Origin of the sequence: Albibacillus kandeliae (assembly GCF_003116585.1) — a bacterium.
Classification (GTDB): domain Bacteria; phylum Pseudomonadota; class Alphaproteobacteria; order Rhodobacterales; family Rhodobacteraceae; genus Albibacillus; species Albibacillus kandeliae.
Genome location: NZ_QEHM01000003.1, coordinates 547,328 through 560,432 on the forward strand (window position 1 = coordinate 547,328; position 13,105 = coordinate 560,432).

Consider the following 13,105-nt stretch of genomic DNA (forward strand, 5'->3'; position numbering starts at 1 on the left):
ATGCTGAACGACGGGCTCTTCTTTGACACCCTGCGGCAGGGCCTCTGGTCTGCGGTCCTGATCTCGCTGCCGATCCTCACCGTGGCGCTGGCCACCGGGCTGTCGATCGGGCTGATTCAGGCCCTCACCTCGATCCAGGAAATGACTCTGACCTTCGTGCCGAAACTGGCAGCCATCGTCCTTGTCTTCTGGGTCTCGATGTCTTTCATGACCGAAACCCTGGTCGCCTTTTTCGATGGCAACATCCTGCCCCTGATCGAAGGGCTTCCGAGATGAGTAGCACCGGCTACGTCACCCTGTCCCGCCAGGGCGGCCTGATGAACGAGATGCGGATCGTGGCCAACAACATCGCCAACGCCGCCACCACTGGTTTCCGCCAGGAGGGCTTGGTGTTCTCGGAGTACATCCGCACCGCGCCTGATCAGCCCTCGCTGTCGATGAGCCGCGCGCAGGTGCGCAATACCTCGATGGAACAGGGCGCCCTGACGCAAACCGGCGGCCGCTTGGATCTCGCCATCGAGGGCGAGGGGTTCTTCCTGATCCAGACCCCGGCGGGCCAGCGCCTGACCCGTGCCGGCAGCTTTGCCACCAGCGCCAACGGCGATCTTGTCACGCCGGAGGGCCATCCTGTCCTCGATGCCGGCGGCGCGCCTGTCTTCGTGCCCGCCGGAGCGGATGTCGCCATCGCCGATGACGGGACCATCAGCGCCGATGGTCAGCCGCTGGGCCAGGTTGGGCTCTACCTGCCGGCCGATCCGCTGCAGCTGAAACGCGAGGACGGCGTCAGGTTCGACTCCCCCGCCGGGGTCCTTCCCGCCGAGGATGCGCGGCTGATTCAGGGCTTTCTCGAAGGGTCAAACGTGAATCCGGTGCTTCAGATCGCCCGGATGATCGAGGTCCAGCGCGCCTACGAGATGGGGCAGAGTTTTCTGGAAACCGAGGATCAGCGCATCCGCAACGCGGTAAAAACACTGATCCGCAGCTAGAGGAGAGGGGCCATGCGGGCTCTCAGGATTGCCGCCACCGGGATGGCCGCCCAGCAGATGCGGGTCGAGACCATTTCGAACAACTTGGCGAACATGAACACCACCGGCTACAACGCCCGCCGGGCCGAGTTTGCCGACCTGCACTACCAGCAGGTCGCGCGCGCGGGGACGATCAACGCCACCGACGGCACGGTGCTGCCCACGGGGGTCCAACTGGGGCTCGGCGTCCGGCCCGCCTCGATCACGGTGCACCTCGAACAGGGCGCACTCGAGGCGACGGGCGCGGATCTGGACCTTGCTATCGAGGGCAATGGTTACCTCGAGGTGACTCTGCCATCGGGTGAATCGGCCTATACCCGCGACGGCAGCCTCAAGCGGTCGCCTGATGGCGTGATCGTGACCTCCGACGGCTACCCGGTCGCGCCCGAGATCGTGATCCCGGCAGATGCGCGCAGCATCTCGATCAACGCCGCGGGCGAGGTCTATGCCTATTTTGCCGACAATGCCGTCGGTCAGCTGATCGGCCAGTTCAGCCTCGCCGGGTTTACCAATTCCAAGGGGCTGGAGGCCCTAGGCAGCAACCTCTTCGCCGAGACGGAGGCCTCGGGTCCGCCCAACGTCTCCACGCCCGGCGAGGACGGGCTCGGGACTCTGCGCCAGGGCTACCTGGAGGAGAGTTCAGTCGATGCGGTGCGCGAGGTGACCGAGCTGATCGAGGCCCAGCGCGGGTACGAGATGAATGCCAAGGTCATTTCGGCGGCCGACCAGATGCTCGCCGCGACCACGCAGGTGCGATGATGCGGGCGCTTGTCCTGGCCTGCGGGCTCTCCGCGCAGACGGCGGCTGCCGATGTCCTTGTCCCGCTGCGCACGATCCGCGCGCGTGAGGTGATTGCGCCCGGCGACATCACGGTCAAGCTGGCCGACGTCCCCGGCACGCTGACCCACCCGGATCAGGCGGTGGGACAGGAGGCGCGCGTGGCACTCTACCCGGGGCGCCCGCTCCGGTCGGGCGACATCGGCCCGCCCGCCCTCATCGACAGGAACCAGATCGTCTCGCTGATCTTCGCGCAGGGCGGCCTGCGGATCACCACGGAAGGCCGGTCACTCGACCGCGCCTCGGCGGGCGAAACGATCCGCGTCATGAACCTTTCCTCGCGCAGCACCGTCACCGGCTTCGTGCGCGCGGATGGAATCATAGAGGTCCGCTGATGTATTGGTATTGCCGCCTCTCCCTCTGCCTGCTGCTGACTGCCGGGTGCAGTCGCGTCGATCACCTTGGCAAACCGCCATCCTTCACGCCCAACACCGAAACGCCCGAGCAGGTGGCCATGCTGTGGCCCGGCCTGCCGTTGACCGCCTCGGTCCAGCGCACGGTCGATGGTGCTTCGCTGTGGAGTCGCGAGCGGCAGAGCCTGCTGGGCGACCGCCGCGCCGTCGCCAAGGGCGACATCCTGACCGTGGTGATCGAAATCGACGAGAGCGCCGAGATATCGAACGGCACCTCGCGGTCGCGCAATGCCTCGGAATCGCTGGGGATGCCGCAACTTCTGGGCCTGCCCCAGCGGCTGGACCGGAGGTTGCCCGAAGGCGCGTCCTCCGCCGATGCGGTCGAACTCAGCTCGGGCGCACAGAGCAGCGGTCAGGGGTCGGTGTCGCGCAACGAGAAGCTCACCCTGCGCGTCGCCGCGACCATCACCGATGTGCTGCCCAACGGCGTCCTGAAGATCGCCGGGTCGCAGGAACTGCGTGTCAATTTCGAGATCCGGGAACTGCTGGTGTCTGGCTATGTCCGCCCCGAGGACATTACCCGCCAGAACGTGGTCACATACGACAAGATCGCGTCGGCGCGGGTTTCCTACGGCGGACGCGGCCAGATCACCGACGTGCAGCAGCCCCGGTACGGCCAGCAGATCCTCGATGCCATCCTCCCGTTCTGAGACCTCGACATGCTGAAGAAACTCCTGCCTCTCGTTCTGCTCCTGATTGGAACCGGGGCCGGCATCGGGGTCGCCCTGGTTCTTGCCCCGCCCAAAGCAGACGATCACGCGCCGGAAGAGAACGCAGATCATGCGCCGACCAGCGGCGGAGGGGACTCGCATGTTGAACCCCCGGATGAGACGCATTCCTCCTCCCAGATACCGGTCAGCGCGCCGGACTCGGAGTTCTTCAAGATGACCGGCCAGTTCGTCGTGCCCCTCGTCAAGGATGACAGGGTCACCTCGATGATCGTCCTCTCGCTCAGCCTCGAGACCGGGCCGAACCTGAAGGAGAGGATGCACGCGCGCGAACCGAAGCTGCGCGATCTCTTCCTTCGGGTGCTCTTCGATCATGCCAGCATGGGCGGATTTCGCGGAAGCTTTACCCAGGCCGACCGCCTCGACCTGTTGCGCGGCGCCCTGCGCGAGGTTGCCCGGAAGGAGATGGGCAACGACATCCGGGACGTGTTGATCACAGACATCGGCCGACAGGACAGCTGACCTCGCAAATTCGGTTAACTGCGAAACGCGATCAGGTCCTGTTCAAACCTGCGGGCCGCCATCCGCCTGCGCCCATCCGCCTCACTGACGATCAGCCGGTCGAGGGCGACCCGGCGGCCAAAACTGCGCCGAAGGCCCGCCATCGCGGGCTCCTTGCTGGCCATCACCTTCGCAAGCTGGAGGTTGAGATCGCGGCGCGTGCGCCCCACCCAGACCTGCCACAGCACATCCCCACCGATGCTTTGTGCACCGACTGTATCCGCCAAAGTCGTATGAGCGGTCCTGACCTGACGATCAAGTTGAGCCAGGGCCCGGCGCAACCGCACCTCCTCGGCCAGAAGAGCCGCGATGACGCGGTATTCCTGCAGGTACTTCGCCGCCGCGATCTCGCGCAGTACTTCCAACCGTGACCTCTCCATCAACGACCCTCCCGCACCCGGCGCCGCATGTCCTCGGCAAAGCGGATGGAAGCGGCCACCGGCGCATAGAGTTCGGTCCCGATCTCCTGCCCGAGCGGAACAGTCGCGTGGATCGCCCGGGCCGTTGTCGGATCGTGCTGAACCGGCACGCCCGCAGCCTCTGCCGCGCGCCGAATCGCCATGGCCATTTCATCCACGCCCTTGGCGACACAGACCGGCGCGGACCCGGGCGCGCGGCTCCAGCGCAGGGCCACGGCGTAGTGGGTCGGGTTGACGATGACCACCTCCGACTTGGCGACCTCGGCGATCATCTGCGAGGTTGCAATCGTCTGGGCCCGGAACCGGCGTTGCTGCTTCATCTGCGGATCCCCTTCCGCCTCGCGTGCCTCGTCGGTCAGCTCTTTCCGGGTCATCCGATTTCGGCGTCGAAGATCAAAGAACTGCCAAACCGCGTCGACTCCCCCCAGACAGATCGCGACCGCCAGGGCAAGCGTCAGGAACCGGGTAGAAAGGTCTGCCATGACCACCGACGCGGCGCGGGGATCGGCCCCCGCCGTGCCGAAGATCAGGGGCAGGCGTTGGCGCAGGAAGAAACTGAGGCAGACGGAATAGAGCACAAGTTTGACGAGGCTCTTGGCGAACTCGAACAGGCCCGAGCGACCGAACTTGTTCCGCGCATTTGCGACCGGAGATATACGGGATAGTTTCGGGACCAGCTTGGACGGCGCAAAAACAAGAGCCCGCTGCGCCAGAAGGGCCGCAAGCACGAGGGCGGCGGGCCCGGCAAACAGTGGCGCAATGGCTGTGGCGATGCTGGTCAGCAGCCCCCCAACCGGTCGGAAGGCAGGGCCCTGCAACACCTGCGCCGAGAGGCTCTCGCTTCGGTCCAGCATCGCTGCAAGGATCGATCCCACGTCACCTGCCATGCCCGGCCCGAGCGCGATGATCGTCAACAAAAGCCCGGCATAGGAGGCCGCGACCAGCAGGTCGGTCGAGCGTGCCACATCCCCTTTTTCTCGGGCTTTCAACAACTTCTGTTGCGTCGGCTCGTGGGTCTTGTCGGCAGCGGACTCGGTCATCGCGGCATGGCCGCGGGATTGGCGAGGAATGTCATGAGAGCCTCGCGCCAGGCCAGCAGGATCATCGGGGCGCAGAGCATCAGCGTGACCAGCGCCCCGCATGTGATCACCGGAGCGCCGACTAAGGCCACCATCAGCTGCGGCATAGCCCGATTGATGACGCCGAGGGTCAGGTTGTAGAGCAGCGAGGCGATCACGAATGGCGCGGCGAGGGACAAGGCGAGTCCGAAGCAGCCGGCTACCTGCGCAAGACCGCCTTCCGAGACCAAAGCCACCGAGGGGAAACGGCCCACAGGCACGAGATCGTAGGACGCAAGCAGGAATCGTGCCACGTCAACGTGCAGGCCGGCCATCACCGCAAGAGCAAGACCTCCGACAACCAAGACGTAGCCGACGGCCGGCAAGGGCTCTGCCGCCGCGCCACCCAGCACCTGCGCGAGCGATGTCGATTGCGCCGCCATCGACCCGGCCGTCTGCAGCACGAGGACGAAGAGCCGGAGGGTCAGACCGAGAAAAAGGCCCGTAACAGCCTCGGCACACGCGAAGTAGAGGAAGAACGGAATTGACACTTCTATCAAGGATTTAAGAGGGGCATCGGGTGCGCCCGGCGCGACCACAGCGGTCAGCGCCATTGTGAGGCCGAGCTTGACGCGCATCGGAACGCTTCGCTCCCCAAAGGCCGGCATGAGCGCCACTACCGCACCACAGCGCAGGAACACCGCCAGTGCCTGCCAGACCCAGACATCCACCTGACCAATCAGGTCCAACGCGTTCCCCGTCACGCCGGGACCACGCCGACAAGGGCCGGGCGCGCCTCCAACCCGATCTCGTCGAAGGATAGGACGGGGTTCGTCAGGCCACGCGCGCGCATGATGGTGCGCAGGAACCTTCGTCGTCGGCTGGACGTGACCAGCGCTGGAAACACCCCCTGTTCGGCGCTGTCGGACAGGCGCACCGCGACGCCCTCGGCCAGTCGGTTGAACAGGTCTGGGGGCAGCGCGATGTCATATGCCCCCACCTTGGTTTCCACCTGGTAGGTCGAAAACGTCTCCTCCCACTCGGGCGCGAGTTGAACCAGCGGAATGCTTCCGTCGGCGCGCCGCATTTCCGCGACGAGCTGGAAGCCGAGACGCTGGCGCACGATCTCGCAGAGCAGCTCGGGCTGAACCGTCTGCAAACGCGCCTCGGCGATGCATTCGAGGATCAGGGGTAGGTTCCGGATCGACACCCGTTCCTCCAACAACAGGCGCAGGACGGCGTGCAACGTGTCAATTGGCACCTTGTCGGGGATCAACTCATCCAGCAGCCTTCGATTGGCCTCGGACCGGTCGGGGTCGGAAAGGCGGGTCATCTCTGCCAGCAACCGTCGCAGCGACTTGAGCGTGAGGAGCCGTGCGAAATTGAGCTTGATGACCTCAAGGAGATGAGTCGCCAAGATCTCGGGCGGCGTCACTATCGTGGCCCCGCTCACGGCGGCGGATTCCTGGTGACGGGGCGAGATCCAGCGCGCCGGCGCGCCGTAGACGGGCTCTGACACATCGGTGCCTGAGGGAAGATCGTCCTGCGCGCCTGGCATCAGGGCCAGCACGAGATCGGGGTGGAGCGTGCCGCGAACCTGTTCGACGCCCTGAACCCGGATCAGATATTCGCCGATCTGCAGCTCGGGTTGGTCAGTCAGGCGAATGTCGGGAAGGATCAGGCCATATGTCATCGCGACATGGGTGCGCATGTTAGCGATCCGCGCGTCCAGCCCGGTGCCGGGATCAAGGACCATGCCGACGAGGTCAGGCGCAAACTCGACGTGGACATCGTCGAGGTCGAGCACATCTCCCAGCGCCTTTGGCGCGGGCATGGCGGCTTCGGTGGCGCGCGAATCCTCGGCGGCGGCGAGACCGTGGGCGCGGCGGCGCAACGACCAGGCGGCGAGCGCCAGGATCAACGCGCCGAGGATGAACGGCAGAAACGGCAAGCCCGGGACGAGTGCAAACAGGACCATCAGCAGCGCCACCGTCGCAAGCGCCGCAGGGTGACGGCCGAGCTGGGCCAACAGGGCGAGGTCTGTCGCCCCAAGCGTGCCGCCGCGGGCCAGCAAAAGGGCGGACGCGATGGAGATGATCACAGCCGGGATCTGGGTGACGAGGCCATCGCCGACCGTCAGGATGGCGTAGGTCTCGAACGCCGCGCCAATCGGCATGCCATGCACGACAATGCCCATGATCAGGCCCATCACCAGGTTCAGCAGGGTGATCAGGAGGCCCGCGACCGCGTCGCCCTTGACGAATTTCGAGGCGCCATCGAGCGACCCGAAGAAGGTCGTCTCCTGCTGTTCGAGCTCACGCCGCGCCTTGGCCTGGCGATGATCGATGGCCCCTGCGGACATGTCGGCGTCAATCGCGAGTTGCTTGCCCGGCATGCCATCGAGCGCAAACCGCGCTCCAACCTCCGCCATACGGGCCGCACCCTTGGTGATGACCATGAAGTTGACGATCAGCAGCACACCGAAGACGACAAGACCAAGGAAAACGCTGCCGCCCATGATGAAATTGGCAAACCCCTCGATCACGTCCCCCGCGGCACCGGGGCCGGTATGCCCCTGGCCGATGATCAGCTTGGTCGAGGAAACATTGAGCGATAGCCGCAGCATGAGTGAGGCGAGCAGGACCGTAGGAAAGGCCGAGAAATCCAGTGGTCTTTCTATGAAGAGCGTCACGGTGAAGATCAGGATCGCGAGGGAGAACGATCCCGCAAGGCCAACGTCCAGCACCCAGGCCGGCATCGGCAGGATCATCATCACAATGACCGCCATCAGGGCCAGCGCGAGGAGCACCGTGGGGCTGAAAAGGTCCTGTGCTGCGATTCTTGGCAACATGGTCCCCTAATCCAGCGCGATGAAGGCCCGCACCGAATTGCCGAGCGGCGCCAGGGAACCCATCACCCCTGACGGTCTGACATTCGTTTGCGGCGTTCGGCCGTTGCCCGTGTCAAAGAGAACGGGTACGAGCCGCCGGTCGAGATTCAGTGCTTGCGGAGGTCCGAACTCAGCTTCGCTGCGGAGCTCTCGGGTCGTCGCCATGGCGGACAGGTGGCCAAGGATGCGATCGAAACGATCCTCGTAGCGCTTGGCGTATTGGCGCGTGCGTGAATGATAAGCCCCTGCCGCACGCGTCCAGTCGCCAAACTCCTCGTGAAGCTCGGACAGAAAGCGCGCCGCATAGTCCGCATTGCGCTGTGGGTCAAACATCTCCTCGAAGTTTCGAAAGGCTGCACCGTGCCACTTGTGATTGATCTGGAAGCAACCCACGTCAAAGCTTCGGGCCCCGCGTGAGAACTGTTGTTCGACATAGCGTCTGGCCTTGATTTCGTCGTCAAACCAATGACCTGCGCCCTCCATATTGACCGTCCAAGGCCAGGGCTGCAGCACTCCTTTTGCTGGCCGCCCGGTTTCCGTACGCGTGATGGCGCGCAGAACGTCAAGCGGCACCCCCGAACGCCGTGAGGCTTTCTGCGCTGCGATATCGCACAGGTCGGCGTCACTGCGGGCATGTCCGGAGGAACTGCGCGCATCCGTCGCCGCGTAGAAGAGGCAGAGCACCGATATGATGAGAGTCATGGCTCGCGCCCAACCAAGCCATCGAACGGTTTCTGAGGCGTGGCAAAGCGCGTCAGGCGCAAGCGCGCTTGAGTACCGATCCAGCATTTTGCCAATCTCCGCATTTCGAGTCTTCTCGATTCTGGGGCAAAATCATTTAGATTCGGTTATTTACCCTCGAAAGGCCTAGCCGTCCGGCCCTGCTCCCGGGATTTCAATTGCCTCGAGCAACCGCGCGATATCCGTTCGCGTCGAACCGCTGTCGCTCAGAAGCGCACGCGCGCGCGCCAGCGGCGGCAGCAGCGAGACCTCCGCACTGCGCTCGGTTCTGCCGATCGCCCGGGGCACTAGTTTGGTGATGTCGGGGCCGGCCAGCCCGGGCACCGATTGCCATTCTTCCGCAGCCCAAGCCGTTGCCGCTTGATCAGGAATCGTCGCGGGGAGCAGGGCGCCACCGCTCCAGACATCGCGCAGCTGGCGCATCGCCTCGGCTTTCAGCTGCACCCCCCGATCACTCTCGATCCCGAGCAATGCGATCAGCGCCTCGTGCGGCAGTTGCTCGGCCAGCGCGGCTTCAGCCCTCAGGAGCCGACGTGTTTCCGACGCAGGATCCGAACGTGAACCGGTAACAAGCCGAAGGGCTGGACGGGGAAAGCCGAGATCAAGCAGCCGCCGCGCCATCCTGTCGCCGAGATCGTCTGGAAGGTCTTCCCTTTCGCTCAGCGCCAATCCGTATCGCATGAAGGAGACATCATCGCCCCGCTCGGTCAGGAGATCGAGCACGGCGTTCCTCGCCGAGTCCTGCGCAGCGCGATCATCCATTTCTGAGAGGGCCGCCACCTGCTCGGCAGCCTCGGCAAAGTCTCCGGTCAGTGCCAGTGCCAGAATGTTCGCCTGTCTGAGGTCCGGACCCATCGCGCTGTTGCGAAGCTCGGTTAGATAGGCCGAAACAAGCCCGGCGGTTTCTGGCTTGAGCGTTGCGTGCGACCTGTACCGGCTGCGAACCAGTGCGACAAGCGCCTCGGGCGACAGTTCCGAAGCCGTCTCGATTACCTGTCCCAGGTGACGATCGGACGCTTTGGTATCGCCCTCGACGCGTGCCACCGACGCTGCGGCCATCGTCATCGCGGGCGTCGGTTCATCGTTGATCCGATCGACCGCCCGCAGGATCGCCTCTGCCATATCGCGCCGCCGCGCTTGCACGTAGCGGCGGGCCAGATCGGGCGCCAGCAGCTCCCGGATATGGGAGGGCAGTCGGTTGATGGCTCGCAGGACAGCCGCGTCGTTCACCGGCTCTCGCGGATCGGGCTCTGACAACAGCGCCCAGAGGGCGGCATCGGTATCGCAACCCGCCATGCCGGCAAAGGCATTCGGGAGAGCGACCGCACCACCGTCGAGGAGTTGCGCCATCGTGCGCAGGACGGCCGTATCGGGTGAATCGGTGCCGATCATCTCGAGGGTCTGCATCGCCTCCGCGCCGAAGCCGAAGGCGATGTAGTTGCGGGCGAGGCCGAGCACCGCAGCGGTATCGGCCATGTCAAACTCGCCGATCAACGCTGAACGACGCCCGGCAATCTGTTCGGCAAAGGGCGCGTCGGAGGCCCAAAGGTGAAGCGCGAGTGACTCGTCCGGCAGACAGCGATCCGCGGGCAAACCGGCACCGAGCATATCTGCCACTTGGGCCAGGTCACGGTCTATGGCGGTCTCGACAACAAGGTTTTCGTCCCCGGCCGGTGCTGGGTAGGTCTTGACCTCTGACGCATCTGGGGGCGGTTCGGCCTCTTCCTCCCCGCTCGCAACCGATTGCGTCAGATCGGGCAACAGCGGACCCGGCTGGGGCAAAAGCAGGCCCTGACCCGAGGCGCGCCGGATCTGTTGGAGCAAGCGAGCTTCCATTTCGCCAATCGCGGCGAGCCGGCCGGGTGGCGGCAAAGGTTCTTCGTCTGGGCCTCCCGCCACCCGGGAAGAGAGAACCTGTGGAGGCAGCGGCTTCTGGCTGCCGGATGCGGTTTCGGTTGGACGGGGCGACGCCACCTCGGGGAGGGAGTCGACTTCCCCCATACCAACCTGCAGACCGTCCGAAATGGGCTCGATACGGAAGCGGTAGGGCGTCGCGCCAAAGCTGGCGGCCAATGAAGGAACGCCCGTTTGCTTCTTCGGACGGCTCCCCGGGCGACCTTTGAAATCCAGTACAAGGAGTCGCCCGGAGGTCATGAAAGTCTCGACCTGGCAGTCGCAACCGAGCAGGAATTCGAGCCGTCCGCCGCCGGGAGGCTGCACGACATCGCGCACACGGGTGCGGGGGATTCGGGAAAAGGTCGAACTGATGTTGGCACGAAACCCCGGCCGATCAAGGACCAGGGTAACTTGGCCGGGCCCCTGCTCCAAGGCCCAGTTCGCCCCAGACGGAAGGTTCAGGGTAAACCGCGTGAAGCCCTCATGTTCGCCCGCACGCAACCGGATGGACTGGGCAGAGAGCGGACCGGCGGACAGTATGATCCACAGCAACGCCGCGGCCGAACCAAGCGACCAGACACGCGGTTGCGCACCCCTCTGGCCGGTTGCGTTCATGCCGCGTCCTGCTTGGCTGCCTTGAGCGCCTCTTCGAGATCGGAGTAGCCCGGCCGGATGTGGGAGGGCGTGTTCTGGCGTCCGACCTCGATGCAGATCGCGGCCACGTGGTTGTGCAGGTTCGCGACCAGCACCTCGCGAATGAGTTGGTAAAAGTGCGCGTCCTCCTCGATCACCGCCTTCACCTTGGTGGCGAAGGGCGCGACCATTCCATAGGCGAGGAATACGCCCAGGAAGGTGCCGACCAGCGCCCCACCGATCAGCTTGCCGAGCACCTCCGGCGGCTGGTCGATGGACCCCATCGTCTTGATGACCCCGAGCACGGCAGCCACGATCCCGAGCGCGGGCAGACCGTCGGCGATCGACTGCAATGCGTGGCTGGAATGAAGGGCGTGATGCAGGTTGGCCTCGATCCGCTTTTCCAGCACCTCCTCGACCTGGTGGGGATCGTCGTAATTCATCGAGGCGGAGCGGATGGTATCGCAGATCAGGTCGATCGCTTCGCGGTCCTTGAGAATCCGGGGGTACTTGGAGAAGATCGAGGAGGCATCAGGCTCTTCGATGTGCTGTTCGATGGCTACCGGGTTCTGCCGCGCCATGCGAATCAAGGCAAAGAGCAGGCATAGCAGATCGCGGTAATCGTCAGGCTTCCACTTGGGGCCCTTGAACACCTTGCCGATGTCTTTGAGCGTATGCTTGACCGCCGCCCCGTCATTGCTGAGCAGGAAGGCACCGACAGCGGCGCCGCCGATCATCATGAGTTCGAACGGCAGCGACTTGATGATGATCGCCATCTTGCCTCCAGCCAGCAGGTAGCCGCCGAAGACCATCACGAAGATCACCACGATTCCGATAATACCGATCATCCAGAGTCTCCGCCCGAACCTGCCTTGTCGCAGTCTCGCCGTTTCGCATTAACAAAGCCTGAGGATGACACTCCTCGCGCGCTATTCCTTCGGGACCGAGGCGTTCCGACCCGCCAATATGATACTGATGGTGTAGGCCGCATCCGGACTGAGGCTGGTCATGATTCCGGCTGCCGTATCCGGCCTCATCCGCGCCAGGAACCCGGCGGCAAAGGCCGGGTCCATGGTTTCGAACAGGGCCGCGGAGTCCTTGGGTTTCATCTTTTCATAGACCGAGGTGAGGCGGGCGAGATCGGCCTCGCTGGCGCCATCGGCAAGGGCGAGCGTTTCGCGAAGCGCGCTTTCCATTTCGGTCAGTGCGGTCATCTTTTCGCTGATCTTCTGGTCAGCGATACGCAGCGCCTTCAACCGCTCCTCGATCTGTTTTTCCCGCGCCTCGACCCGTGTTTCGCGCGCTTTCATAGCCTGCATCAACTGGTCGAGTTCCGCGTCACTGCCCGAACCCTGCTCTGCATGATGAGCGGCGGGTGCGTCGCCTTGATCGGGCTGCATCGCCTCACGCGCAATTGCCGGCGCGGTCTCGAGTCCGAGGCGCAGCAGGGCAGAGCCGAGAAACATGAACGCGACCCAGAACAGGGCGCCGAACCGCGTTCGGCGGATTCGGGCGCGCTGCCCTCGCCCGCTCATCGTCGTGCCGCCCCGCCACGGGCGCGTCGCGTGAACACGAGACCCGACTCGACACTCTCGGTCGCCGGGAGCGGCGGCTTTGGCGCAGTTTCGGTGGCGACGGTCGGGCGACTGGGTATCGCGACCCCCGGCGCATCACGGGCTTCGGGCATGTCGTGCATCGCGGCCATAAGCAGTTCGAGCCGCGCGGCGACGGTCTCTCCCCGCGTGGTGAGGTCGGTCAGCACAGAATGCGACCCCTCTGCCGCCGATTGGGCGGCGACCAGTGTCTTGCTCAGGTCGTCGACCTGTGCCGAGAGCACCGCGACGGCCCCGCCGACCCCCTTTTCGAGGTCGTTGAACCGGTTCAGACGCCGCGCCAGAACGAAGCAGTAGAGCGCCGCGCCGAGCGCCCCCGCGACCAGCAGTATGTCTGCCATCAATTCCATC

General features: G+C 64.7%; 15 protein-coding genes. 6 read left to right on the forward strand and 9 right to left on the reverse strand.

The genetic code is table 11. From position 1 onward, the window contains the following. From DDT93_RS08510 to DDT93_RS08535, 6 genes are read left to right on the forward strand one after another with little or no spacing between them, the layout of a single operon-like run. Positions 1-276 carry a flagellar biosynthetic protein FliQ gene (locus tag DDT93_RS08510; RefSeq protein WP_109465371.1) on the forward strand — a complete coding sequence of 92 codons (276 nt, stop codon included), beginning with the start codon at positions 1-3 and terminating at the stop codon, positions 274-276. Continuing rightward, positions 273-986, forward strand: a complete 714-nt coding sequence (locus DDT93_RS08515; RefSeq protein ID WP_109465372.1) for a flagellar hook-basal body complex protein — start codon at positions 273-275, stop codon at positions 984-986. Before DDT93_RS08510 ends, DDT93_RS08515 begins: the two co-directional genes overlap by 4 nt. A 12-nt stretch (positions 987-998) precedes the next feature. Then, positions 999-1,784 (forward strand): flagellar basal-body rod protein FlgG, encoded by a 786-nt coding sequence (gene flgG / locus DDT93_RS08520; protein WP_109465373.1) that lies wholly within the window; start codon positions 999-1,001, stop codon positions 1,782-1,784. Next, positions 1,784-2,197, forward strand: a complete 414-nt coding sequence (gene flgA / locus DDT93_RS08525; RefSeq protein ID WP_109465791.1) for a flagellar basal body P-ring formation chaperone FlgA — start codon at positions 1,784-1,786, stop codon at positions 2,195-2,197. The genes flgG and flgA overlap by 1 nt, the downstream gene beginning before the upstream one ends. Continuing rightward, the gene (gene flgH, locus DDT93_RS08530; protein ID WP_109465374.1) at positions 2,197-2,925 is read left to right on the forward strand and encodes a flagellar basal body L-ring protein FlgH; all 729 of its coding nucleotides are present in this window, start codon (positions 2,197-2,199) and stop codon (positions 2,923-2,925) included. The genes flgA and flgH overlap by 1 nt, the downstream gene beginning before the upstream one ends. A gap of 9 nt (positions 2,926-2,934) precedes the next feature. Beyond that, positions 2,935-3,465 carry a flagellar basal body-associated FliL family protein gene (locus DDT93_RS08535; RefSeq protein ID WP_109465375.1) on the forward strand — a complete coding sequence of 177 codons (531 nt, stop codon included), beginning with the start codon at positions 2,935-2,937 and terminating at the stop codon, positions 3,463-3,465. A 14-nt stretch (positions 3,466-3,479) separates the two neighbouring features. On the opposite strand, the gene DDT93_RS08540 is transcribed toward DDT93_RS08535, so the two are convergent. From DDT93_RS08540 to DDT93_RS08580, 9 genes are all read right to left on the reverse strand, one after another. Then, a complete protein-coding gene (locus DDT93_RS08540; protein ID WP_157960129.1) occupies positions 3,480-3,869 on the reverse strand; it encodes a hypothetical protein in 390 nt (129 codons plus the stop codon). Positions 3,870-3,883: 14 nt separating this feature from the next. After that, a complete protein-coding gene (locus DDT93_RS08545; RefSeq protein WP_109465377.1) occupies positions 3,884-4,963 on the reverse strand; it encodes an EscU/YscU/HrcU family type III secretion system export apparatus switch protein in 1,080 nt (359 codons plus the stop codon). Next, positions 4,960-5,730, reverse strand: coding sequence for a flagellar biosynthetic protein FliR (locus DDT93_RS08550; RefSeq protein WP_232825402.1), 771 nt, complete (start codon positions 5,728-5,730; stop codon positions 4,960-4,962). The genes DDT93_RS08545 and DDT93_RS08550 overlap by 4 nt, the downstream gene beginning before the upstream one ends. An 11-nt stretch (positions 5,731-5,741) precedes the next feature. Beyond that, positions 5,742-7,769, reverse strand: a complete 2,028-nt coding sequence (gene flhA / locus DDT93_RS08555) for a flagellar biosynthesis protein FlhA (protein ID WP_408607922.1) — start codon at positions 7,767-7,769, stop codon at positions 5,742-5,744. Positions 7,770-7,838: 69 nt separating this feature from the next. Next, entirely contained in the window at positions 7,839-8,573 is a 735-nt protein-coding gene (locus DDT93_RS08560) for a transglycosylase SLT domain-containing protein (protein ID WP_109465794.1), read from the reverse strand. 165 nt (positions 8,574-8,738) lie between these two features. Continuing rightward, entirely contained in the window at positions 8,739-11,123 is a 2,385-nt protein-coding gene (locus DDT93_RS08565) for a hypothetical protein (protein WP_109465378.1), read from the reverse strand. Continuing rightward, complete coding sequence (gene motA / locus DDT93_RS08570; protein ID WP_109465379.1) at positions 11,120-11,989, reverse strand: flagellar motor stator protein MotA; 870 nt, start codon at positions 11,987-11,989, stop codon at positions 11,120-11,122. The genes DDT93_RS08565 and motA overlap by 4 nt, the downstream gene beginning before the upstream one ends. 81 nt (positions 11,990-12,070) lie before the next feature. Then, positions 12,071-12,676 carry a MotE family protein gene (locus DDT93_RS08575; protein ID WP_109465380.1) on the reverse strand — a complete coding sequence of 202 codons (606 nt, stop codon included), beginning with the start codon at positions 12,674-12,676 and terminating at the stop codon, positions 12,071-12,073. Next, positions 12,673-13,104 carry a hypothetical protein gene (locus tag DDT93_RS08580; RefSeq protein WP_109465381.1) on the reverse strand — a complete coding sequence of 144 codons (432 nt, stop codon included), beginning with the start codon at positions 13,102-13,104 and terminating at the stop codon, positions 12,673-12,675. Before DDT93_RS08580 ends, DDT93_RS08575 begins: the two co-directional genes overlap by 4 nt. Position 13,105 lies beyond the last annotated feature (1 nt).